Genomic DNA, 21,790 nt, shown 5'->3' on the forward strand with positions numbered 1-21,790 from the left:
CAGCTAGAGTAGGGCCAGACTGGGTAAGGCCTGCACCTTCACCGTAAGGAACGATCTCGTGGCCAAAGGGCTGCATAAAACTCCGCCCCGGGCGTGGCAGCGCATGCTGTCGGGACGCAGGCTCGACCTGCTGGATCCCTCGCCGATGGACATCGAGATCGAGGACATCGCCCACGGCCTGGCCCGGGTGGCGCGCTGGAACGGCCAGACCGTCGGCGAGCACGGCTTCTCGGTGGCCCAGCACAGCGTGGTGGTCGAGGAGATCGCCACCCACATCAAGCCCGACCTGGAGCCCAAGTGGCGACTGGCCGCCCTGCTGCACGACGCCTCCGAATACGTGATCGGCGACATGATCAGCCCGTTCAAGGCGGCCCTGGGCGTCAGCTACAAGGACTTCGAGGCGCGGCTGGAAGACGCCATCCACATCCGCTTCGGCCTGCCTGTGAAGACCCCGCCGGCGATCAAGAAACTGATCAAGCAGGCCGACCGGGCCTGCGCCTTCTTCGAGGCCACCCAGTTGGCCGGGTTCGAGCACGGCGAGTCCCTGGCCATCTTCGGCGCCCCGCCGGCCGGCTATGACCTGAAGATCCTGCCCCTGCCGCCGTTCGAGGCCCAGGCCCGCTATGTTCAGCGCTTTCACGTGCTGTCCCGCGCCGCCGGCTTCGAAAGCGCGCCCGGCGCGGCGTTCGAGACCGAATGACCGGGCCCAAGGATCAGGGCGCCACCGTCCCCTCGGTCGTCATCGGCCTGTCGGCGGTGGTGGTGGCCATCCGCGACGGCGAGGCCGTGGTCCTGACCGTCCGTCCGCACGACGCGGTCACCGACATCGCCAGCCCCCTGCCCGGCCTGCCGTTCGGTCCGTTCGACCCGGCCGGTCACCGCACCTTCGAGCTGGGCCTGCGGGCCTTCGTCACCCAGCAGACCCGGTTCCAGCTGGGCTATGTGGAACAGCTCTACACCTTCGGCGACGAGGGTCGCGACGCCCCGCGCGCCGAAATGGGTGCCGGCGCGGCCCGCGTCGTCTCGGTCGGCTATCTGGGCCTGACCCCCACCGCCGTGGAGACCCAGGCCCCCGACACCGCCTGGGCCCCATGGTCGGCCTTCTTCCCGTGGGAGGACTGGCGTCACGGCCGCCCCGCCCTGCTGGACGACGTCCTGGCCCCGGCCCTGCGCCGTTGGGCCGGCGACGACGCCAGCCAATGGTCCCGCGCCCGCCTGGCCTTCGCCCTGGACGGCGCGCCATGGAACGAGGAGCGGGTGCTGGAGCGCTACGAGCTGCTCTACGAGGCCGGCCTGGCTCCCGAAGCCGCCCGCGACCGGGCCCGGGCCGAGGGCCATGATCCCGCCGAGCCCGCCGCCCTGTCGGCGGCCCTCGGCGAACCGATGATCTCCGACCACCGCCGCATCCTGGCCACCGGCCTGTCGCGCATCCGGGGCAAGATCAAGTACCGCCCGGTGGTGTTCGAGCTGATGCCGGCCGAGTTCACCCTCTCGGCCCTGCAGCGCACGGTCGAGGCCATCGCCGGCGTGCCGCTGCACAAGCAGAACTTCCGCCGCGTGGTCGAGCGCGAGGACTTGGTCGAGGGTCTGGGCCGCCAGGACGCCGACACCGGCGGCCGCCCGGCCGAACTGTTCCGCTTCCGGCGGGAGATCCTGGCGGCAAGGCCGGCGATGGGGCTTTCGTTGCCGTTGCTGCGGGACTAGGCGGCGACGCACTTGCCCCCTACGGATCGCTTCGCGATCGTCTTCCCCCCCATGGGGGAAGAGCGCTCCGCCCCCTACGGGGGCAGACAGACGGCGTAGCCGTCAGGTGGGGGCAAGTGTTAGCCGGCACGACCTCACCGCCCTTGCGCCCCAACGGTTCACCGCTAGGCTGCATCCCAGGATGGTGACACTTCGCAAGACGCAACTGATCGCCGGCGCGGCCGTGGCCGTGGTTCTGGCCGCCCTGGGCGTTGGCCTGGCCGTCTATGTCGGCCGCGACACCCATACCGAGGTCGTGGATCACAAGGTCGACGACGCCGAGGCCATCGAAGGCGCCCGCATCGCCGTGACGGGCCGCCTGCCCGAGGCCCAGGCCGTCAATTTCGGCAAGGTCTTCGTGCACTGGGACGGCGAAATCCCCTCGGTCTGCGGCGAGGTCGACATCATCGAGGAACAGGACAGCTTCGACGGCGAGGAGCGTTTCATCTGGTCGCAAGGCGCCCTGACCCTGGAAGAGATCGACGGCAGCGACGTCGTGGACCAGAAGTGGGGCGATCTCTGCGAGTGAAACGACGAACGCCTCAGACGCCACCGCGCGCCTTGGTTTTCTCGGCGATGGCGGCGGCGAACCACGCATTCATCCGCGCCAAGATCGCCCGTCGTCGCGTACGGCGATCCGGGTGCGTCGCCTGCCCATCGCACCACATGTCATAGTCTTCAAGCTTGGCGAACCTGTGCCAGACCTTGCGATGGAAATGGCCCATGCGACCCGCCGTCTTTTCGGGGTCATCGATTGACGGGTCGTCAGCGGCGGCCCGTAACCGGGCGCGGGTTCTGGATCGAGGCATGTCGTCTCCTTTCGCGGACGGGGACATGCCCATGGGCGTGTCCCCAACTCTAGACACGGCCTGGCCGCCTCACGCGGCAGGCCGCTGAAGTTCGGGGAGGGCTGCGGAGCGCCGGGCCAGGCCCGGAAGCTGTTTGAAGAAATACCGTTTCGACCAGGACCGACGCTCCGCGCGATCGTTATCCGGGAGCGTCCGGCGATCGGCCCTGTTCGGACCTCGCCAGTCTTGGCCCCCGACGGGCGGGCCGGGCTCGCGTGGCCCAGTCCCGGAACGCCTGCGTCACCGCAAGCCTGCCGCCTCCCCGGCCCTCATCCAACGCCGTATCTGTGTTCCACGCCCGGCCGGCACCGGATGGATGAGGTCGCGCCCCTTACGGAGCCGCCGCCGACGAGCGCTACCCGCTCGACCGCACCCCAAGGCCGCGAAGGTCGCAGGCCTTAGCGCCCTCCCCATCGCCTTGTGGTGAGCTGATTATGCCGTGGGCGCGATAGGGGGAGGATAGGTGCGCTTTTGATATTATTTTTGTTGAGGAAAAACGTTTGAAGCGACGCGGACATTCCCTCTCTCATAGAGAGAGGGAGGGGCCCGCCGCCGCAGGCGGTGGGAGGGTGAGAGGTTTCACCATCTACCGGCAAACCCCAAGCCGTTGAACTGCCTCAAGATGGGTTCAGATTTCCCATCATCGACAAGCTCGCCGGCATACGCCGTCCTCGTTCGAGCTTCGTCCTGAGAGACTGTAACCTCTCACCCTCCCACCGCTTCGCGGCGGGCCCCTCCCTCTCTCTAGGAGAGAGGGATCTTATCGGGGTCGTTCCTGACGCTATCTTCCCGCGCCCGCCACTTGGCCTTCAGCGTATGCGACGTATCCCGCGAGCCGTCGTGGCTCCAGCCCGGCGGGCCGAAGACGTAGCCCAGGGCGTGGTGGGGGTGTCTCACCACGTCCTTGCCGATGCCGATCCACTCGTGGAAGACGTTGGTCAGCAGGTTGAAGCTGGCCAGGTTCTTGACGGTGCCGTAGCGACAAGGCTCCTCGTCCGTCTCCGGAATGAAAGTGCCGAACATCCGGTCCCAGATGATCAGGATGCCGGCGTAGTTGGCGTCCAGGTAGCGGGCGTTGCGGGCGTGGTGCACCCGGTGGTGCGAGGGCGTGTTGAAGACCGCCTCGAACCAACGCGGCATGCGCTTGATGGCCTCGGTGTGGATCCAGAACTGGTAGACCAGGCTGATCCCCTTCTGGATGGCCACCATGGCCGGTGGGAAGCCCAGGAACGACAGCGGCAGCCACAGCAGCCAGGTCCCGGCGATGCCGCCGGTCCAGGTCTGCCGCAGGGCGGTCGACAGGTTGTAGTGGGTGGAGGTGTGGTGGTTGACGTGGCTGGCCCACCAGACCCGGCGCTCGTGGGCCAGGCGGTGGAACCAGTAATAGGTCAGGTCCTCGGCGAAGAAGAGCACCACCCAGGCCCAGACGGCGGTCATCGGGATCGTGAAGATCCGGTGCTGGTACACCCAGACCGTGGCGGCGAAGATCGCCCCGCCGAGGATGGCGCCGGCGATGCTGCTGCCCAGGCCCAGGGTCAGGGACATGGCGGTGTCCTTGGCCTCGTAGCGCGCGTCGGCCTTGCCCAGCCGGGCCAGGACGATCTCGAGGATGACGGCCAGCACGAAGAACGGGATCGCCATCTGCACGGGGTCGAAGGTCTTCATGCGGCGGCGTCCCGGGTGGTGAACTGAGGCGGCGGCCAGACGCCGTCCTTCAGGGCCAGGCGCGGCGCGCCGTCGGCGGTCTTGAGGATGAGGAAGCCCTTGTCCGTCTTGGCGGCCAAGGCGGCGCTCCAGACCAGGTCGCGGGCCACGTAGCCGTCGCCCTTGCGCCAGGCGACCAGGGCTCGCTCGCCCGAGCGCGCCACCAGGCCCGCGCCGTCGGCGGCGATCCACAGGGCGTCGATGCGATCGTCGGGGAATTCCACGGCCAGCAGGGCCCGCGCGCCTTGGGTGTCCAGTGGCGGCGTCGGACGCGCGATCCGCGCCCAGGCCGCGATGGCCACCAGCAGGCTGACGGCCACGGCCGAGCCCAGCAGTTGAATCAACAGCGCCTTGTCCAAAGCGACGCTTTCCTCCCGAAATCCTGACGCCAGCGTCACGCTTCGGGTTTCCAGCGTCAAGGGCGACGTAGGGTCACCGCCGAAACGCGAAAGCGCGCCTCCGGGGGGAGACGCGCTTCCTTCAGGCCTGAGGGGCCGATCGCTAGAACTTCCGGGCGTAGCCCACCGACACCACGTTGGCGTCGGCCGCGTCGTTGTCGCGGAACTGTTGGCGGGTGTAGTCGACCCGCACGCCGTTCTTGTCGTCGACCTTATACTGGGCGCCGACGCCGTAGTTGACGCTGTCGGCGTCGAACTTGCTCTCGACGCCGCCCAGGGTCTGCTTGAACTGGGTGTTGCCGTAGCCGACCCGGGCCAGCAGGTCGATGTTGGGGGTGACGGGCAGGAAGCCGACCGCGTAGGCGGCGGCCGAGTGGGTCTGCTCGATGCTGGAGCGCACGCCGTTCGTGTCGATGTTGTCGTCCTTGACGCCGCCGGACAGCTCGCCCTCGACGCCGAAGTGCGGGGTCAGCTTCGTGCCCAAACGGCCCTGGATCGCGCCGGTGTCGGCGCCGTCGGCGCGGGACCCAGCATAGCCGAGGGTGCCGTAGACGCCGGTGTCTTGGGCCTGGGCGAAGGCGGGAACGACGGCGACCGACAGGGCGGCCAAGGTGGCCGACATCATGAGAGTTTTCATTGTTGTACTCCTTGGTACGCGTCAGGCTTGGGGGAGCGCCTGACCCTGCCTGAGTAGCCTCGCCGTTAGGCGGCGATTGGACCCTGGCGAGACCGTTTGGGGCCATTGCGTGTCGACCCGGACACGTCCGTGGCGATTGTGGCGGCGCGGAATCGTTCCGCCCGACAGGCCGAATGCCGCAGGGTGTGACATCCCTGCCGCGCGGGGAAAGGTGACGCCCGCGTCAGGCGTGCTATTGATCACTCACAAAGTCGAAAGCCGCGTCCCCACCACTTCAAGGGAGAGACGCGCCAGCGTCACCGGGACCGCCGCCTTGCCTAAAGCCGTCATCGTCGCCACGGGGCTCTACACCCCGCCGTTCAGCGTTTCGAACACCGAGCTGGTCGAAGCCTTCAACACCTATGTCGAGCGCTTCAACGCCGCCAACGCCGAGGCCATCGCGGCCGGCGAGGTCACGGCGCTGGCCCCCTCCTCGCCAGAGTTCATCGAGAAGGCCTCGGGCATCAAGGCCCGCTACGTGATGAACAAGACCGGGATCATCGATCCGGAGATCATGCGGCCGGTCCTGCCCGAGCGGCCGAACGACCAGATCTCGATCCTGGCCGAAATGGCCGTCGAGGCCGCCAAGCAGGCGATCGAACGCTGGGGCAAGCCCGTCTCGGAAATCGGCGCGGTGATCTGCGCGGCCTCCAACATGCAGCGCGCCTATCCGGCCATGGCCATCGAGGTGCAGCAGGCCCTGGGCATCGAGGGCTTCGCCTTCGACATGAACGTGGCCTGCTCGTCGGCCACCTTCGGCATCAAGACCGCCGCCGACTTCATCGCCACCGGCAGCGCCAAGGCCGTGCTGATGGTCAATCCCGAGATCTGCTCGGGCCACCTGAACTTCACCGACCGCGACAGCCACTTCATCTTCGGCGACGTGGCCACGGCCGTGATCCTGGAAGAGGAAAGTCAGGCGACCGGCGGCTGGGAAGTGCTGGGCACACGCCTGAAGACCGTCTTCTCCAACAACATCCGCAACAACTTCGGCTTCCTCAACCGCACCGCCCCCGAGGGCGAAGGCGCGCGCGACAAGCTGTTCGTGCAGGAAGGCCGCAAGGTGTTCCGCGAGGTGGTGCCGATGGTCAGCGAGATGATCGTCGAGCACGCCGGCGACATCGGCGTGGATCCCACGGGCCTCAAGCGCCTGTGGCTCCACCAGGCCAACATCAACATGAACGAGATGATCGGTCGCAAGGTGCTGGGCCGCGATCCCCAGCCCGGCGAGAACGTGATCATCCTGGACACCTACGCCAACACCAGCTCGGCCGGCTCGATCATCGCCTTCCACACGGCCAATGACGACTTCGCGGCGGGCGAGACGGGCCTGATCTGCAGCTTCGGCGCGGGCTACTCGGCGGGCACTGTGTTCGTCAGGAAGCGGTAGACCCCGCTACCCGAACAGGATGCGGCTGCCGACCACGGTGCGGAACACCTGGTCGGGCATCTGGGCGATGGCGGGCGCGATGAACGCCTCGCCGGTGCAGTGCCCGGGCAGGATGTAATCCGGCTTCAGGGCCTGCATCAGCGCCAGGGTCTGCAGCGCCTGCTGCTGGGTCTGCGGCGGCACCAGATGGAAGCCGCCCATGATCGCGTGGATCTTGTCGACGCCCGAGGCGGCTTGCGCGGCGCGCACGGTGTTGATGATCCCCCGATGGCTGCACGAACCGATCACCACCAGGCCCTTGCCCTTCAGGTGAAACGCCGTGCCCAGCTCGTGGACGGCGTCGTCGACGAAGAAGTCGAGATCGCGCCGGTCCGCGTCCAGGTCGGCGCGACGGCATCCCTGGCCGGGCAGCATCGACGTCGGCACCCTTGGCTTCTCGGACGAGACGAACGGGATCCTGCCGGTGGTGAAGCCGATGTCGGCCACGTCCTGCGGCGTGGACGTGACGCGCAGATCGATCCCCGCCGCGACCAGATCGGCCTTCTCCAGCTGGCCAAAACTGGGTCCGTCGGGTGAAACGCCGCGCAACCGGGCGCAGAACGCCTCCTCGCCGCCGACATACAGCGGCGTCCCGCGCTTGACCCGTCCGACGACGGCGGCCAGGCCACCGAAGTGATCGTAGTGGCCGTGACTGAGCACCATGGCGTCGATCGTCGCCGGATCGACACCCAGCAGCGCCATGTTCGAAGCCAGGGTCTCGGGCGTGTAGCCGAAATCGATCAGCACCCGGTGGCGCGCGCCGCCCGCGCCGGCGGCGTCCGCCAATACCGAATAGCCCCATTCGCCGCGCAGGGTCAGGCGATAGGACGAAGCCACGCGTTCCGGCGGCAGGATCTTCAGCCCGGGCCGCTCGACGGGCGTGGCGAAACTCGAAACCGTACTGTCGGCGAGCAGGGTCAGCGCCAGCCGATCGATCTCCGGAACCGTGATCGGCGCCGCGGCGCCCGGAAGCGGCGCGGCCAACGAAACCCCGGCGGCCAGCAGCATTCGACGTGTCAGCATGGCTCGTCCTCCTGGAACGAGCCTAGCCTAGCTCCATGACGCTGTCCCAGGCGCAAAGGCGGCGATCCGTGGCGATGCGAAGGTCTGCCGCCGCCCTAATCGACCACCGGCACCACGTGGGCGGAGACCGCCCGCCACGCGCCAGCTCGCCGCACATAGACGTCGGCATAGTCGTTGCGGCTGGCGAAGTCGCCTTCGGCGGTCTTGCCGGACATTCGGCTGCGCGCGCGGACGACGGCGACATCGCCGAACACCAGGATCTTCAGATCGTCCCAGGCGATGTCGGAAACGACACGGGCCGGATTGGTGGCCACCTTGATCAGGTCGGCCTTCCGCAGAATGCGGCCGCCCGGATAGATCGCCTCGAAGTCGTCGGCGAGAATGCGCTCCAGCGTCGCCCCGTCGTGGGTCTTGTAGGCCGTGAGCCACTCGCTGTTGAGCTTCTCCAGCGCCGCCACGGTTTCGGGGGACGCCGGCGTCGCGACCTGGGCCACGGCCGGGGCGGCGACCAGCGTCGACGAGACGGGCGCCGCCAGGGCGAGCATCAAGGCCAGAACTTTCAAGGTGTCTCTCCTCAAGAACGCGCGCCTAGTCCGCCTTCGGATGCGCCGCCTTCCAGTCCATCGCCTTGCGGATGCGATTGCCCACGGCCGGGTGGTCGTAGAACAGGATTTCCTCGACCCGACTGGGCGTGGCGGCGCGATATTCGATCGTCTTGACCAGGGCCTTGGACAGGCCGTCCGGTTCGTTGAAGTGCTCCAGGCTGAAGCGGTCCGCGTCGCTTTCGGCGATGCGGACCAGGCTGTTGGTCAGGGGCGTGCCCAGCAGCGACAGCACCGCCAGGATCACGCTCAGCACCGGCAGGCCGGCTGGATCGCCAACGCCCTTGACCGTGTCGGCGCCCATCAAGGCGGCGACAGGATTGAACAGGCGGTCGATCAGGAAGAAGGCCACGATCGCCAGCAGGCTCATGATCCCGGCGATCCACAGCGAGTGATAATGGGCGTAGTGGCCCATCTCGTGACCGACCACGCCGCGCACCTCGGCCAGGTCCGCGCCCTGCTTGAACATGGTGTCGCTCATCGCCACCCGGGCCGAGCCAAACAGGCCCGAGACGTTGGCGGTGTAGGCGTTGGACTGTTTGGAGCCGTTGTAGACGAAGATCTTGTCGGCCGGGATGCCGTTGGCCTTGGCCATCGCCACCACCTGGTCGCGCACCGGCCCGGCGGGCGCCGGCGTGTAGTGGTTGAAGATCGGCTCGATATAGATCGGCGACAGCACCATCACCGCCGTGACGAACACCGCTGTCAGCCCGCCGCTCCACAGCCACCAGATGCGCGGAGCCTTGCGGATCAGGGCGTACAGCGCCGTCAGGAATAGGCCGAACAGCACCGCGCCGATCACCTGGCTGATGGCCTGCTCGCCCAGCCAGCCGCCGAAGGCCTGGCTGGTCAGGCCGTACTGCTTCTGCCGCCACCAGTCGGCATAGACCGACCACGGCAGGCTCAGCAGGCTGTCGACTAGCAGATAGACGATCCCGACCACCAGGCTGACCAGCACGGGCCGGGGCTTGCGCCGCTCCAGCCGTCGCCGCAGTCCGACCAGCACGCCCCAGCGTACGATCAGGAACGACACCAGCACCGAGACCAGGAACCCCCACAGCAGCAGCCAGTGGCCGCCGTGCGTGTAGGCCTGGGCCTTGGCGTGGGCCTCGGGCGGCAATTGCGCCAGATAGGCGGCGGTGGCGGCGGCCGGATCGAACAGAGCCAAAGGAATCCCCCGATGAACGTCTTGAGCCTCGCAGGAAGCCAGAGCATCGGGCCGACGTCAGGTTAAATCTCGGTCAGGTAGCGCTCGATGGGTCGGTGGCGACGCTTGGCCCCTGGCGGCTGCGCGCGGGGCGTATAGAAATACGCGCGTAGAATATCGTCTTCCGAGGCTCGCATGCGATTCCCCGCCCGCCGTGAACTGATGATCGCCCTGGGTCTGGGCGCGCTCGCCCTGGCCGGCTGCGGCGGCAAGACCGGCAACGTGGCCGAGACCGGCCTCAAGCGCGTCGAAGCGACCAAGACCCTGCGCATCGGCCTGGAAGGCACCTACCCGCCGTTCAATTTCCAGGACAAGGACGGGCAACTGGCCGGCTTCGAGGTCGACTTCGCCAAGGCCCTGGCCGCTCAGATGAAGGTCAAGGCCGAGTTCGCCCCCTCGCCCTTCGCCGGCCTGCTGGGCGCGCTGGAGAGCCAGCGCATCGACGTGGTGATCAACCAGATCACCATCACGCCCGAGCGGGCGGCCAAGTACGACTTCTCGCGCCCCTACACCGTCTCGGGCATCCAGATCATCACCCGCAAGGGCCAGACGGGCATCGCCGCCCCCGCCGACCTGGCCGGCAAGAAGGTGGGCGTGGGCCTGGGCACCAACTACGAGAGCTGGCTGCGGGCCAATGTGAAGGGCGCCGTGGTCCGCACCTACGACGACGACCCGACCAAGTACCAGGACCTCAAGGCCGGCCGCATCGACGCGGTGCTGAACGACCGGCTGGTGGCCGCCGACTTCGTCAAGACCTCGCCCGACTTCGTGGCTTCGGGGGCGCCATTCGCCAGCCAGGGCATGGGCGTGGCCATGCTGCGCGACCCGGCCCTGAAGGTGACCATCGACCAGGCCATCGACGCCCTGCGCGCCAATGGCCAGCTGGCGGCGATCTCGACCAAGTGGTTCGGGCAGGACGTGACGAAGTGACCGCTTAATGGGCTCCCTCGACCTCATCGCCCAGTCGGCCCCGCTGCTGCTGAAGGGCGCGGGCTACACCGTGCTGCTCAGCCTGATCGGCATGGGCGTGGGACTGGTGATCGGTTTCGGCCTGGCCCTGATGCGGCTGTCGCGCAGCCCGCTGCTGCGCTGGCCGGCCGCCGTCTATGTCTCGGCGATCCGGGGCACGCCGCTGCTGGTGCAGCTGTTCCTGATCTATTACGGCCTACCGCAGCTGGGCGTCGAACTGCCCCCGCTGCTGGCCGCCGGGATCGGCTTCTCGATCAATATCGGCGCCTATGCCGGCGAGATCCTGCGCAGCGCCATCGCCGCCGTCGACAAGGGCCAGTGGGAGGCCGCCAGCGTGCTGGGCATGAGCCGCGGCCAGGCCCTGCGCCGGGTGATCCTGCCCCAGGCCGCCCGCACCGCCGTCGCGCCGCTGTCCAACAGCTTCATCAGCCTGGTCAAGGACACCTCCCTGGCCGCCACCATCCAGGTGCCCGAGCTGTTCCGCCAGGCCCAGCTGATCACCGCCCGCACCTACGAGATCTTCGCCATGTATCTGGCGGCCGCCGCCCTCTATTGGATGCTCTCCAGCCTGCTGGCCCTGGGCCAGACCCGACTGGAACGCCAGGCGGAGGGCCGGCGATGAACGCGGCTATCGACGCCAAGGGCCTGATCAAGCGCTTCGGCGCCACCACCGTCGTCAATGGCGTGGACCTGACCGTCGCTCCCGGCGAGACCGTCGCGGTCATCGGCCCCAGCGGCTCGGGCAAGAGCACCCTGCTGCGCTGCCTGGCGGGGCTTGAGACGATCGACGGCGGAACCTTGACCGTGGCCGGCGTGACGGCGGGCTCCAAGCCGCCCCTGGCCCGCGCCCTGAAGGGCCGCGTCGGCTTCGTGTTCCAGAGCTTCAACCTGTTCCCGCACCGCACGGCCCTGCAGAACGTCGCCGAGGGCCTGATCGTCGTGCGGGGGGTGAGACCCGCCGAAGCCCACGACAAGGCCCGCGCCCTGCTGACCAAGGTGGGCCTGGCCCATCGCGTCGACGCCTATCCGCGCGAACTGTCCGGCGGCCAGCAGCAGCGCTGCGCCATCGCCCGGGCCCTGGCCATGGATCCCGAGGTCATCCTGTTCGACGAGCCGACCTCCGCCCTCGATCCAGAACTGGTCGGCGAGGTGCTGACGGTGATCCGCGACCTGGCCGCCGAGAAGCGCACCCTGGTCATCGTCACCCACCAAATGGACTTCGCGCGCGATGTGGCCGATCGGACGCTGTTCATGGATGACGGCGTTATTATTGAACAAGGCCCTTCCGCCGAAGTGCTTGGTTCGCCTAAGGAGGAGCGTACGCGGCGATTCCTCAGCAAGGTGAGTGGCCTAAGGTCATAATTTGGCCTCCGGCGCCCCCCACCTCCTCTCCGCCGACGCCGTGTGCTGTGAGGCGAGGTCCAGTGAAACCCTATATCGATCTGCAAGGCGCATCGGGCGCTGTCTACCGTTACAAGCTGGCCGAGGATCGCGATCCTCGGACGACGATCGCCGGCAATTTCGTGTTCATCGACGCGACCGGAACCGTCGTCTACGCCGGCGAGGCCAACAATCTGCACGGGGCCGGCAACCGCTTCCCCGAGGCCGCCCAGAAGCACAAGGCCGAGTATCTCTACACCCGCCTGAACGTGTCGGGCGCCTCGCGTTCGGACGAACTGCAGGACATCATCGCCGCCGTGAAACCGGTGATGAACCGGGGCGAGTAAGCCTCGCAGCCTGACGTCCACATCTGACGCAGGCTTCGCTATGGTGGCGCGCAATGCGCCCCGAGATTCTCTTTCCGCTGTTTACGCCGGTCTCCACGCTGAAAGGCGTGGGGCCGCGCGTCGCGCCGCTGGTCGAACGGCTGGCGGGGCCGCTCGTGCGCGACGTGCTGTTCACGCTGCCGGCCAGCCTGATCCGCCGCACCGCCACCACCTCGGACCGCGCCGTCGACGGCCAGGTCCAGACCTTCCTGGTCACCATCGACGCCCATCTGCCGCCGCAGCGGTCGGGCCAGCCCTGGCGGATCCGCGCCTGGGACGAGCACGGCTTCGTCACCCTGACCTGGTTCAAGGGCCACGGCCCCCACCTGGAACGCCAGCATCCGGTCGGCGCCAAGCGGGCCGTCAGCGGCAAGGTCGAGCGGTTCGGCAACGAGATCCAGGTCGCCCATCCCGACTACCTGCTGGACATCGACAAGGCCGGCGAGATCCCGGCCGTCGAACCGGTCTATCCCGCCACCGCCGGTCTGCCCTCGCGCACCTTCCGCAAGTTCGCCCAGGAAGCCCTGGAGCGGGCCGCCAGCCTGCCCGAGTGGCAGGATCCGGCCTGGCTGGCCAAGAGCGGCTTTCCGGCCTGGCGCGAGGCCCTGGCCCTGGTCCACGGCCCGCAGGCCGAGATCGACCTGTCGCCGATGTCGGTGGCCCGCCGGCGTCTGGCCTATGACGAACTTCTGGCCCACCAGCTGGCCCTGGCCCAGCGCAAGGCCGGCAAGCGTTCGCACCCCGCCCCGCGCATCACGGCCGGCCCGCTGTCGGACGCGGTCGAAAAGGCCCTGCCCTTCAAGCTGACCGGCGCCCAGATCCGTGCTCTGTCGGAAGTGCGCGGCGACATGGCCAGCGGCGAGCGCATGGGCCGCCTGCTGCAGGGCGACGTCGGTTCGGGCAAGACCGTGGTGGCCATGCTGGCCATGGCCGACGCGGCCTCCAGCGGCTTGCAGTCGGCCCTGATGGCCCCGACCGAGATCCTGGCTCGCCAGCACTACGAGACCCTGGCCCCGCCGCTGGAGGCCCAGGGCCTGGCCGTGATCCTGCTGACCGGCCGCGACAAGGGCGCCGCCCGAGCCTCGAAGCTGGCCAAGCTGGCCGACGGCTCGGCCGCCGTCGCGGTGGGCACCCACGCCCTGTTCCAGGATGACGTGGTGTTCAAGGGCCTCGGCCTGACCATCATCGACGAACAGCACCGCTTCGGCGTCAACGAACGCAAGCGGCTGCAAGACAAGGGGGAAGGCGCGCACCTGGTCGCCATGTCGGCCACGCCGATCCCGCGCACCTTGGAGCTGACGGTGTTCGGCGACCTGGACGTCTCGCGCATCGACGAGAAGCCGCCGGGCCGCACGCCGGTCGCCACCCGCGCCTCGCCCACGCCGCGCATCCCCGAGATCATCGCGCGCTTGAAGGCCGCCGCCCAGGCCGGAGCCCAGGCGTTCTGGATCTGCCCGCTGGTCTCGGAGTCCGACAAGATCGACCTGCGCGACGCCGAGCGCCGGGCCGCGTCCCTGCGCGAGGCCATCGGCCCCAGCGTCGGCCTGGTCCACGGCCAGATGGCCGCCGCCGAGAAGGACGCGATCATGGCCGACTTCGTCGACGGCAAGGTCAGCGTTCTGGTCGCCACCACGGTGGTCGAGGTCGGGGTCAATGTGCCCAACGCCAGCATCATGGTCATCGAGCACGCCGACCGCTTCGGCCTGGCCCAGCTTCACCAACTTCGGGGGCGCGTCGGCCGCGGGGCGCGCGAGAGCTCGTGCGTGCTGCTCTACGACCCGCCGCTGTCGGAGACCGCCCAGCAGCGGCTGGACATCTTGCGCCGCAGCGACGACGGCTTCGAGATCGCCGAAAAGGACCTGGAGCTGCGCGGCGGCGGCGATCCGCTGGGCCTCAAGCAAAGCGGCTTCCCGGCCTACAAGCTGGCCGACCCGGTCGCCCATCGCGACCTGATCGCCGTGGCCGCCGACGACGCCCGCCTGATCCTGGCCCGCGACCCCGACCTGACCAGCCCGCGCGGCCAGGCGGTGCGGACCCTGCAGCAGTTGTTCGACTGGAAGGCCGCCTCGCCCTTGAACGACGCGGGGTGACGGGTATGGCCAAGGTCCTGATCCCGATCCCGGCCCGAGACTTCGACCCGACCGAGGTCGCCATCCCTTGGAAGGTGCTGACCGAGCGCGGCCATGCGGTCGCTTTCGCCACGCCCGACGGCCGGCCCGGCGCCGCCGATGAGATCATGGTCACCGGCAAGGGCCTGCCCCTGGTCGGCGGCCTGCTGCGGGCCAACGCCGAGGCTCGGGCGGCTTACGCCGCGATGCTGACCGATCCGGCCTTCCAGACGCCGCGACGCTGGGACGACTTCGGCGCCTTCGACGGCCTGTTGCTACCCGGCGGCCATCGGGCGCGGGGCATGCGCGCGTATCTGGAGAGCCCCGAGCTGCAGGCGGCGGTCGTCCAGGCCTTCGCGGCCAGCAAGCCCGTCGCCGCCATCTGCCACGGCGTGCTGCTGGCCGCCCGCAGTCTAGATCCGTCCACCGGTCGCTCGGTGTTGCACGGCCACAAGACTACGGCCCTGACCTGGGCCCTGGAGCGCTCGGCCAGCGTTCTGGCCCACGTCTTCCGCCCCTGGGACTGCAACTATTACCGTACCTATGTCGAAACCCCCGGCCAGCCGGCGGGGTTCATGTCGGTGCAGGCCGAGGTGACCCGGGCGTTGGCGAGGCCAGACGACTTCCTCGACGTGCCCGCCGACGCCCCGGATCGCAAGCGCAAGACCTCTGGCCTGGAGCGCGACACGGCCAGCGACGCCAGTCCCGCCTTCGTGGTCCGGGACGGACGCTACGTCTCGGCCCGCTGGCCCGGCGACGCTCACGCCTTCGCCGCGACCTTCGCCCAGGTGCTGGACGAAGCGATCTTGCTTGACGCTGGGTGAAGCGAGGGAGGCTGGCGACCATGGACGTGCCCGCCGCCCTCTCCGCCCTGGCTCCGCGCCTGTCGCCCCTTCTTTCGTCACGGGCGACAACGGCCGTGAACATCCGCCGACTGTCGGGCGGGGCCAGCCTGGAGACCTGGGCGTTCGATCTGGACGACGGAACACCGCTGATCCTGCGCCGACGGCCGCCCGGCGGCTCGATGAGCGCCGCCGCCCTGCCTCTGTCCACCGAGGCCGCCCTGCTGGTCGCCGTCGCCCCCGCGCCCGTGCCGGAGGTCGTCCGCGTCTGCGCACCTATCGACGGCCTGGGCGAGGCCTATGTCATGCGCCGGCTGGACGGCGAGACCCTGGGCAAGCGGATCGTTCGCGACGAGGCCTTCGCCAGCGTGCGTCCGAGCCTGGCGCGGCGTTGCGGCGAGGTGCTGGCGGCGATCCACGCCACGCCGCTGGACGACCTCCCGCCGCTGGAGACCTCCGACGCCGCCAGCGAACTGGCGCGCTACGAGGCCATCTACCGCCAGTCCGGCGCCCAGCGGCCGGTGTTCGAAGCCGCCTTCCGCTGGCTGGCGAGCCGCGCGCCGCCACTGGAGCGACCGGTGCTGGTGCACGGCGACTTTCGCAACGGCAACCTGATGATCTCGCCCCACGCCGGACTGGTGGGCGTCCTGGACTGGGAACTGGCCCATCTGGGCGACCCGGCCGAGGATCTGGGCTGGATCTGCGTCAATTCCTGGCGGTTCGGGCAATGGCGGCGGCCCGTGGGCGGCTTCGGCGACTACCAGGACCTGCTGGACGGCCACGCCGCGGCCGGCGGCGCGCCGGTGTCGCTGGAACGGCTGCTATTCTGGCAGGCCCTGGGCTCGCTGAAATGGGGCGTCATGTGCCTGATGATGTACGCCAGCTTCGCCAGCGGCGCGGACCGTTCGATCGAGCGGGCGATGATCGGCCGCCGGGCCAGCGAGACCGAGATCGACCTGGTGTTGCTGATGGAGCGGGCCGCGTGATCACCCACCCCACGGCCGGAGAACTGCGCGAGGCCCTGGCCGCTCTTGAGGCGGGCCCGCCTGGAGATCCCCGCGCCGCCTTCATCACCCGCGTCGCCGACAACGCCCGCGCGACGCTGGAGCGGGAGGCGGCCCTGGGTCCGTCGGCCGAGGCGGCGGCTGTGGAGCGCCTGCGGGATCTGCTGGGTTCGGGCGACGACTTCAAGGCGCTGAACGCCGAACTCTGCGCGCGATTGGCCGACGGTCGGCTAGCGCCGCTGGACCCGGCGGTGCTGGCCCATCTGAAAGCTAGCGTGACGGACCAGCTCGCGATCGATCAGCCGGGGTATTCCGGGTTGGCGGCGCTAGACGGCTGAACAGCCTTGCGTCCTTCGAGGCGCGCTCACCAGCGCGCACCTCAGGATGAGGACGGCTTGCTGAGGTCCTCATCCTGAGGTGTGAGGCGAAGCCGAGCCTCGAAGGACGCACGGCCATTCAGTCTAAGGTGCGACCGCCGCCGGTCGCGCTTTCAGCGCCGCCACCCGAGCCAGGGCGTCGGCCTCGATGTCGGCCCAGAACAGGTTGAAGCCGTCGACCTTGCGCCGATCCGTCCACGACCCGCTGTCGCGCAGCGAGGTCGATTTCGGCCGCCCGGTGTGCAGCAGGCCGTTCTGGCACTGGGCCCAGACCTGACGCTTGAGCAGGGCCGGCCGCGACCCCCATTCCAGGCCCGTGGCGTTGGCCGCGCCCAGGTTCAGCTTGGCCGGGGCGCGGATTTCGTTGTGCGCGCCCAGCAGCGGGTTGACGCAGAGCGGCCGCCGGCCGTCCAGGGTGACCAGTTCGTCGCCGCCGCTCCAGACCAGCGAACGATTGGTCAGCTCCTGGGCCTGCTGGAAGTCGCCGTCCAGCATCGAGGCCCAGGCGACCACGCAGCCGGCTTCCTCGCGACGCAGGCAGGCCGGCACGGGCGCGCCGGGTCCGAACTCGTCGGCCGGGACCACGGTCTCGATCAGATAGACGCCGGCCAGGCGGGCTCGCAGCGCCGCGTTGGGCGCGATCTCCTCGTTCAGCAGCCGCTCGGCCAAGATGCCGCCCTGCTCCACCCCGACCAGCACGATCGGCCGGCCGCCGTTGTCGTGGGCCAGATAACGGCGGAACGCGTCGCGGACGTCGTCATAGGCGAAGCGCCGGGCGTCCCGGGCGTCGTCGCGCAGGGTCAGGAAGGTGTAGAGGCTGGCCTGGCGATAGCGCGGCGCGAAGATCCGTCCCACCCGCGCGAACGGCGCGGCGTAGTTGGGCAGCATCACCCGCGCCAGGTCGCGCGCCGCCTTGGGCTGGTCGAACGGCGCGTTCCAGTCGCGGCCGCCGTCATAGCTAGTGGGGTGCACGAAGAAGACATCGGCGCCGCCGCGTCCCGCCGCGTCGCGCTGCGCCAGCAAGGCCCAGGCCTCGGGCTTGGCGTAGTTCGGAGCCGGCGGCGGATCGTAGGTCTGGAACGGGATCTTGGGATCCAGCGTCGTGCGCAGGATGTCGTAGCGCCAGTAGAACGCGGCCGCCAGGACCAGCGCCAGGAACAGCACCGCCCCCGCGAAGATCCAGCGCTTGAAACCCTTGAAGCGGTCGGCCATGGGCCTTGGTTACACCAAGGCGCCGCGTCGCGCGAGACGGCGCGGAGGCCTTACGCGCCTTCCTGTCCGATGATCGCCACCGAACAGACATTGCTGGCCGGCGCGCCGCCCAGATTGTGGGTCATGCCGAACACCGGATCCTTCAGCTGGCGCTCGCCGGCCCGTCCCTGGAGCTGCAGGTACATCTCGTAGAGCATGCGCAGGCCCGACGCGCCGATCGGGTGGCCGAAGCATTTGAGCCCGCCGTCGATCTGGCACGGCAGGCCGCCGTCGGCGTCGTAGAAGCCTTCCAGCACATCGCGCCAGCCCTGGCCCTCGGGCGAGATGAACAGGTCCTCCATGGTCACCAGCTCGGTGATCGAGAAGCAGTCGTGCACCTCCATCATCGAGATCTGCTCGCGCGGCCGCTCGATGCCGGCCTCGCGATAGGCCTTGCCGGCGGCGATGCGGGCGGTGTGGAAGTGGCTTCCGTCCCAGCCGTTGTACTGGCTCTCGTAGCCGTTGGAGACCGACAGCTGCAGGGCCTTGACCATGGTCAGGTTCTTCTTGCCCAAGGCGCGGGCGATCTCCGGCGTGGTGACGATGGCCGCCGCCGCCCCGTCCGACACGCCGCAGCAGTCGAACAGGCCCAGGGGCTCGGCGATCATCGGGGCGTTCAGCACCTGCTCCTCGGTGACGGCCTTCTGGAGGTGGGCCTTCTTGTTCTTGGCGCCGTTGGCGTGGCTCTTGACCGAGACATGGGCGATGGCGCGCTTGAGGTCCTCGCGCGAGACGCCGTGCTTGGCGCGGTAGGCGGAGGCCAGCTGGGCGAAGTTACCGGGGGCCGAACCGTTGGGAATGATCTGCGGCATCAGGGTGCCGGGATTGCCGACCGGCAGGCCGCCATAGCCGGTGTCCTTCAGCTTCTCCACGCCCACGGCGATGGCGATGTCGGCCGCGCCCGCCGCCACGGCGTAGACCGCGCCCCGGAAGGCTTCCGAGCCCGAGGCGCAGAAGTTCTCCACCCGGGTGACGGCGATGTTGGGCAGGCGCAGGGCGATCGACAGCGGCGTGCCGCCCTTGCCCGTGCCCAGTTCGTCGACATGGGTCGAGAACCAGGCCGCGTCCAGCTGGCTGGGTTCGATGCCAGCGTCGGCCATGGCCTCGATATAGGCCTCGACCATCAGGTCGTCGGGCCCGGCGTCCCAGCGCTCGCCGAACTTGCTGCAGCCCATCCCCAGGATGGCGACCTTGTCGCGAATGCCCTTGGCCATGGTCGTGCTCCTATTCCGCCGCCAGGGCGGTGTTGGCGATGGCCGCGCGGTCGGGGGCGGCTTTCCAGAAGTAGCGGGTAAAGCCGCGCTTCTCGTCGACGTCCTTGATGCGGAACACCATCTTGACCGGCAGGCCGCTATCGACCTCGCCCTGCTCGACGTCGGTGATGTCCATCATGATCCGCCCGCCGCCCTCGAAGACGATCATGCCGTAGTGGTTGGGCGGGCTCATCGAGAAGGTCAGGTAGTCGGCCGAGTAGCTGAGCACCGAGGCCTTGCGCTCGGCGAAGCGGTACGGCTCCTGGGTGTCGACGGCCGGGTTGTTGGGGGCCACCGAGATCCGGGTGCGGGGGAACTGGACCACGCCGGTTTCGCGGCAGCGACCGCCGACCAGGCCCAGGATCTGGTCCTGGTTGCGATAGAGGGTGGTCAGGGCCGTCTTGTTGTCCTTCTCGGCCCGCATACCCTTGTCCCATTCGACCAGGCCGTTGAAGGTAAGGAACTTCAGATAGTTGTCCTCGATTTTTCGATCGGCCAGCGAACCGGTGACGCCACGCGCGGGGCGACGGTCGCCGATGTCGCCACCGGCGCGGAACACCAGGGCCTCCGCGCCCTGGCCGAACTGGGCGACCAGGACGATCTCGCCCGGCTTGGCCTGCTCCAGGGCATGGGCCAGCATCAGCGGACCGTGGGCGCAACCGGCTTCGCCCAGGGTCAGGGCCAGGTTGTCGCGCACCGCCTCGGGGGCGATCCCGATGGTCTTGGCCAAGCTAGCGGCCATGCCGGCGAAGGTGGACGGAAAGCAGAAATGCGAGACGTCCGAGGCGCTCAGACCCGAGACCTCCAAGGCCTGGCGGATGGCCGGCGGGACCAGCTTGACGATGCCCTCGTCGCGGATCCAGCGCTCCTCCCAGCCATAGTCGAATTCGCTGTCGGCCCCGCGGAAGTGGTCGACGAAGTCGTCGGTGATGCTGCCCCGGCCCAGGAATTCCGCCGCGCCGGCCTCAGCGGAAATCACGAACGCCGCCGCGCCGTCGCCGTTGTCGAGTTCCTGACTGGACGCAGCGCGAGCCCGCCGGTGTTCGCCGGTCGCGACCAGGGCGCGTTTCGCCGCGCCGCCCTGCACGGCCGCCAGCGCCTGGCCCAGCGCCGCCAGGCCACACCGCTGGGAGCCGGTCACGTCGGTCGAGGCGATGGCCTTTTCCAGGGTCAGGGCGGCGGCCACAATGCCGGCGTTCTGGCGGTCGACGAACGGGGCCGTGGTCGAGGCAAAGTAGAGGGCGTCGACAGCCGAGCGATCGTCGTCGGGGCCCAGGGCGTCACGCGCCGCCTCGACCGCCATGGTCAGGGCGTCTTCGTCCCAATTGGCCATGGCGCGCTCGCCCTTGGCCTTGGCGCGGAGGTTGGGCGCGACCCAGGCGTTGGCCTCGGTCACCGCCTTGCGGCTGAGCCGAAGGCGCGGCGCATAGGCGCCCCAGGCGGCGATGCCGACCATGTTCCACTCCCTGACCACCGCCTGTCTCAGCGACTTATCAGCGGTTAGCTTACGCTGGCGGAAAGGGTCGGCAAGTGTGACCTGACGTCAGCCGTGCGTCCTCAACGATACGGATCGTCGGTGTTCAGGAACCCGGCCACATAGTCCTCCACGCCGTCCTCCAGCGAGGTCATCGGCGCGTTGTAGCCGGCGGCGCGCAGGCGGCTCATGTCAGCCTGGGTGAAGTATTGGTACTTGCCGCGCAGCACTTCGGGCATGTCGAAATAGTCGATGTCGGGCTCGCGGCCCACGGCGCGGAACGTGGCTTCGGCCAGGGCCTTGAACGAGCGCGCCTTGCCCGAGCCCAGGTTGTAGACACCGTTGACGTGCGGGCTCTTGGCCAGCCAGGCGACCACATCGGCTACGTCGCGGACATAGACGAAGTCGCGCAGTTGGCCGCCGTCCTCGTAGTCGGGGTGGTGCGACTTGAACAGGCGCACGCCCTCGCCCGCCGCCACCTTGGGCCAGATCTGGCAGACCACCGACTTCATGCCGTCCTTGTGGTCCTCGTTGGGGCCGTAGACGTTGAAGAACTTCAGTCCCACCCACTGGGTCGGCGCGTGACCCCGGGCGGCCTCGCGCACGGCGTAGATGTCGAACAGCGCCTTGGACCAGCCATAGGCGTTCAGCGGCCGCAGGGCCTTGAGGCTTTCCAGGTCGTCCTTGCCGTCGAAGCCTTGCAGGCCGTCGCCGTAAGTGGCGGCGGAGGAAGCATAAATCAGCCGCCGCTGATGCTGGGCGCACCACCGCCACAGATCCCGCGACAGCACGAAGTTGGACTGCACGATCAGGTCGGCGTCCGGCTCGGTGGTCGAGGAGACGGCGCCCATGTGGATCACCAGCTCGACCTCGTCGCCGCGCTCGGCCAGCCAGTCGAACAGGTCTTCCGGCGCCACGAAGTCGGCGATCGGCGACTTGGCGAGGTTCTTCCACTTGTTCTGCGCGGCCTCGCCCAGCCAATCGCAGACCACGACGTCGAGACTGTCGTCCTCGCACAGCTTGGCCACGATGTTGGAGCCGATGAAACCGGCGCCGCCGGTGACGAGGATGACGCGTCTGGACATGATCCGCGTTATGGCACAGGGGGCGGTGGGG

At 68.9% G+C, this 21,790-nt stretch carries 22 protein-coding genes and 1 pseudogene; 12 read left to right on the top strand and 11 right to left on the bottom strand.

Annotated elements, in window-relative coordinates; all coding sequences use genetic code 11:
- Nucleotides 1-58 precede the first annotated feature (58 nt).
- The 3 genes and pseudogenes from G3M62_RS13160 (at nucleotide 59) to G3M62_RS13170 (ending at nucleotide 2,272) form a co-directional block, all read left to right on the top strand.
- A complete protein-coding gene (locus tag G3M62_RS13160; protein ID WP_165187687.1) occupies nucleotides 59-700 on the top strand; it encodes a YfbR-like 5'-deoxynucleotidase in 642 nt (213 codons plus the stop codon).
- A pseudogene (locus G3M62_RS13165) lies at nucleotides 624-1,704 on the top strand (NUDIX hydrolase). The gene G3M62_RS13160 and the pseudogene G3M62_RS13165 overlap by 77 nt, the downstream one beginning before the upstream one ends.
- Nucleotides 1,705-1,885: 181 nt before the next feature.
- Nucleotides 1,886-2,272, top strand: a complete 387-nt coding sequence (locus tag G3M62_RS13170; RefSeq protein WP_165187691.1) for a hypothetical protein — start codon at nucleotides 1,886-1,888, stop codon at nucleotides 2,270-2,272.
- A 13-nt stretch (nucleotides 2,273-2,285) separates the two neighbouring features.
- Here G3M62_RS13170 and G3M62_RS13175 read toward each other — a convergent pair whose 3' ends face one another.
- The 4 genes from G3M62_RS13175 to G3M62_RS13190 form a co-directional block, all read right to left on the bottom strand.
- Complete coding sequence (locus G3M62_RS13175; protein WP_165187693.1) at nucleotides 2,286-2,468, bottom strand: hypothetical protein; 183 nt, start codon at nucleotides 2,466-2,468, stop codon at nucleotides 2,286-2,288.
- An 867-nt stretch (nucleotides 2,469-3,335) separates the two neighbouring features.
- Nucleotides 3,336-4,256, bottom strand: coding sequence for a sterol desaturase family protein (locus tag G3M62_RS13180; RefSeq protein WP_165187695.1), 921 nt, complete (start codon nucleotides 4,254-4,256; stop codon nucleotides 3,336-3,338).
- Entirely contained in the window at nucleotides 4,253-4,654 is a 402-nt protein-coding gene (locus G3M62_RS13185) for a hypothetical protein (protein WP_165187697.1), read from the bottom strand. Before G3M62_RS13185 ends, G3M62_RS13180 begins: the two co-directional genes overlap by 4 nt.
- A gap of 142 nt (nucleotides 4,655-4,796) precedes the next feature.
- Nucleotides 4,797-5,330, bottom strand: coding sequence for a porin family protein (locus tag G3M62_RS13190; protein ID WP_165187699.1), 534 nt, complete (start codon nucleotides 5,328-5,330; stop codon nucleotides 4,797-4,799).
- 313 nt (nucleotides 5,331-5,643) lie between these two features.
- Here G3M62_RS13190 and G3M62_RS13195 point away from each other — a divergent pair, with 313 nt between their 5' ends.
- Entirely contained in the window at nucleotides 5,644-6,759 is a 1,116-nt protein-coding gene (locus G3M62_RS13195) for a beta-ketoacyl-ACP synthase III (RefSeq protein ID WP_165187701.1), read from the top strand.
- Between the two features lie 6 nt (nucleotides 6,760-6,765).
- Here the strand turns inward: G3M62_RS13195 and G3M62_RS13200 are convergent, their stop codons facing one another.
- The 3 genes from G3M62_RS13200 to G3M62_RS13210 form a co-directional block, all read right to left on the bottom strand.
- On the bottom strand, nucleotides 6,766-7,821 hold the full coding sequence (locus tag G3M62_RS13200; RefSeq protein WP_165187703.1) for an MBL fold metallo-hydrolase: 1,056 nt from the start codon (nucleotides 7,819-7,821) through the stop codon (nucleotides 6,766-6,768).
- A gap of 95 nt (nucleotides 7,822-7,916) precedes the next feature.
- Entirely contained in the window at nucleotides 7,917-8,384 is a 468-nt protein-coding gene (locus G3M62_RS13205) for a nuclear transport factor 2 family protein (RefSeq protein WP_165187705.1), read from the bottom strand.
- 25 nt (nucleotides 8,385-8,409) lie between these two features.
- On the bottom strand, nucleotides 8,410-9,591 hold the full coding sequence (locus G3M62_RS13210; protein WP_165187707.1) for a M48 family metallopeptidase: 1,182 nt from the start codon (nucleotides 9,589-9,591) through the stop codon (nucleotides 8,410-8,412).
- Nucleotides 9,592-9,765: 174 nt separating this feature from the next.
- On the opposite strand from G3M62_RS13210, the gene tcyJ reads away from it, so the two are divergent.
- From tcyJ to G3M62_RS13250, 8 genes are all read left to right on the top strand, one after another.
- Complete coding sequence (tcyJ, locus tag G3M62_RS13215; protein ID WP_165187709.1) at nucleotides 9,766-10,560, top strand: cystine ABC transporter substrate-binding protein; 795 nt, start codon at nucleotides 9,766-9,768, stop codon at nucleotides 10,558-10,560.
- 7 nt (nucleotides 10,561-10,567) lie between these two features.
- The gene (gene tcyL, locus G3M62_RS13220; protein WP_165187711.1) at nucleotides 10,568-11,221 is read left to right on the top strand and encodes a cystine ABC transporter permease; all 654 of its coding nucleotides are present in this window, start codon (nucleotides 10,568-10,570) and stop codon (nucleotides 11,219-11,221) included.
- Entirely contained in the window at nucleotides 11,218-11,961 is a 744-nt protein-coding gene (locus G3M62_RS13225) for an amino acid ABC transporter ATP-binding protein (protein ID WP_165187713.1), read from the top strand. Before tcyL ends, G3M62_RS13225 begins: the two co-directional genes overlap by 4 nt.
- Before the next feature lie 62 nt (nucleotides 11,962-12,023).
- Complete coding sequence (locus tag G3M62_RS13230; protein WP_165187715.1) at nucleotides 12,024-12,326, top strand: hypothetical protein; 303 nt, start codon at nucleotides 12,024-12,026, stop codon at nucleotides 12,324-12,326.
- A 53-nt stretch (nucleotides 12,327-12,379) separates the two neighbouring features.
- On the top strand, nucleotides 12,380-14,455 hold the full coding sequence (gene recG, locus G3M62_RS13235; protein WP_165187718.1) for an ATP-dependent DNA helicase RecG: 2,076 nt from the start codon (nucleotides 12,380-12,382) through the stop codon (nucleotides 14,453-14,455).
- Between the two features lie 5 nt (nucleotides 14,456-14,460).
- Nucleotides 14,461-15,297, top strand: a complete 837-nt coding sequence (locus tag G3M62_RS13240) for a type 1 glutamine amidotransferase domain-containing protein (protein ID WP_165187720.1) — start codon at nucleotides 14,461-14,463, stop codon at nucleotides 15,295-15,297.
- A gap of 20 nt (nucleotides 15,298-15,317) precedes the next feature.
- Nucleotides 15,318-16,301 (top strand): phosphotransferase family protein, encoded by a 984-nt coding sequence (locus G3M62_RS13245; RefSeq protein ID WP_165187722.1) that lies wholly within the window; start codon nucleotides 15,318-15,320, stop codon nucleotides 16,299-16,301.
- Nucleotides 16,298-16,657 (top strand): DUF6285 domain-containing protein, encoded by a 360-nt coding sequence (locus G3M62_RS13250; protein ID WP_165187724.1) that lies wholly within the window; start codon nucleotides 16,298-16,300, stop codon nucleotides 16,655-16,657. Before G3M62_RS13245 ends, G3M62_RS13250 begins: the two co-directional genes overlap by 4 nt.
- 123 nt (nucleotides 16,658-16,780) lie before the next feature.
- On the opposite strand, the gene G3M62_RS13255 is transcribed toward G3M62_RS13250, so the two are convergent.
- The 4 genes from G3M62_RS13255 to rfaD all read right to left on the bottom strand — a co-directional run bounded on the left by G3M62_RS13255 (nucleotide 16,781) and on the right by rfaD (nucleotide 21,759).
- Nucleotides 16,781-17,908 carry a DUF3089 domain-containing protein gene (locus tag G3M62_RS13255; RefSeq protein ID WP_165187726.1) on the bottom strand — a complete coding sequence of 376 codons (1,128 nt, stop codon included), beginning with the start codon at nucleotides 17,906-17,908 and terminating at the stop codon, nucleotides 16,781-16,783.
- Nucleotides 17,909-17,958: 50 nt separating this feature from the next.
- Nucleotides 17,959-19,161, bottom strand: a complete 1,203-nt coding sequence (locus G3M62_RS13260) for an acetyl-CoA acetyltransferase (protein ID WP_165187728.1) — start codon at nucleotides 19,159-19,161, stop codon at nucleotides 17,959-17,961.
- 10 nt (nucleotides 19,162-19,171) lie between these two features.
- Complete coding sequence (locus G3M62_RS13265; protein WP_165187730.1) at nucleotides 19,172-20,656, bottom strand: hydroxymethylglutaryl-CoA synthase family protein; 1,485 nt, start codon at nucleotides 20,654-20,656, stop codon at nucleotides 19,172-19,174.
- A 101-nt stretch (nucleotides 20,657-20,757) separates the two neighbouring features.
- The gene (gene rfaD / locus G3M62_RS13270; protein WP_165187732.1) at nucleotides 20,758-21,759 is read right to left on the bottom strand and encodes an ADP-glyceromanno-heptose 6-epimerase; all 1,002 of its coding nucleotides are present in this window, start codon (nucleotides 21,757-21,759) and stop codon (nucleotides 20,758-20,760) included.
- Nucleotides 21,760-21,790: the final 31 nt, after the last annotated feature.

The organism is Caulobacter soli, from assembly GCF_011045195.1.
GTDB lineage: Bacteria > Pseudomonadota > Alphaproteobacteria > Caulobacterales > Caulobacteraceae > Caulobacter > Caulobacter soli.

What these genes read in the sequence shown, in the direction of transcription:
- G3M62_RS13170 (WP_165187691.1), top strand. Translation starts at nt 1,886, where the DNA reads ATGGTGACACTTCGCAAGACGCAACTGATCGCCGGCGCGGCCGTGGCC.
- G3M62_RS13175 (WP_165187693.1), bottom strand. Translation starts at nt 2,468, where the DNA reads ATGGGCCATTTCCATCGCAAGGTCTGGCACAGGTTCGCCAAGCTTGAA.
- G3M62_RS13180 (WP_165187695.1), bottom strand. Translation starts at nt 4,256, where the DNA reads ATGAAGACCTTCGACCCCGTGCAGATGGCGATCCCGTTCTTCGTGCTG.
- G3M62_RS13190 (WP_165187699.1), bottom strand. Translation starts at nt 5,330, where the DNA reads ATGAAAACTCTCATGATGTCGGCCACCTTGGCCGCCCTGTCGGTCGCC.
- G3M62_RS13200 (WP_165187703.1), bottom strand. Translation starts at nt 7,821, where the DNA reads ATGCTGACACGTCGAATGCTGCTGGCCGCCGGGGTTTCGTTGGCCGCG.
- tcyJ (WP_165187709.1), top strand. Translation starts at nt 9,766, where the DNA reads ATGCGATTCCCCGCCCGCCGTGAACTGATGATCGCCCTGGGTCTGGGC.
- tcyL (WP_165187711.1), top strand. Translation starts at nt 10,568, where the DNA reads ATGGGCTCCCTCGACCTCATCGCCCAGTCGGCCCCGCTGCTGCTGAAG.
- G3M62_RS13225 (WP_165187713.1), top strand. Translation starts at nt 11,218, where the DNA reads ATGAACGCGGCTATCGACGCCAAGGGCCTGATCAAGCGCTTCGGCGCC.
- recG (WP_165187718.1), top strand. Translation starts at nt 12,380, where the DNA reads ATGCGCCCCGAGATTCTCTTTCCGCTGTTTACGCCGGTCTCCACGCTG.
- G3M62_RS13240 (WP_165187720.1), top strand. Translation starts at nt 14,461, where the DNA reads ATGGCCAAGGTCCTGATCCCGATCCCGGCCCGAGACTTCGACCCGACC.
- G3M62_RS13245 (WP_165187722.1), top strand. Translation starts at nt 15,318, where the DNA reads ATGGACGTGCCCGCCGCCCTCTCCGCCCTGGCTCCGCGCCTGTCGCCC.
- G3M62_RS13255 (WP_165187726.1), bottom strand. Translation starts at nt 17,908, where the DNA reads ATGGCCGACCGCTTCAAGGGTTTCAAGCGCTGGATCTTCGCGGGGGCG.
- G3M62_RS13260 (WP_165187728.1), bottom strand. Translation starts at nt 19,161, where the DNA reads ATGGCCAAGGGCATTCGCGACAAGGTCGCCATCCTGGGGATGGGCTGC.
- G3M62_RS13265 (WP_165187730.1), bottom strand. Translation starts at nt 20,656, where the DNA reads ATGGTCGGCATCGCCGCCTGGGGCGCCTATGCGCCGCGCCTTCGGCTC.
- rfaD (WP_165187732.1), bottom strand. Translation starts at nt 21,759, where the DNA reads ATGTCCAGACGCGTCATCCTCGTCACCGGCGGCGCCGGTTTCATCGGC.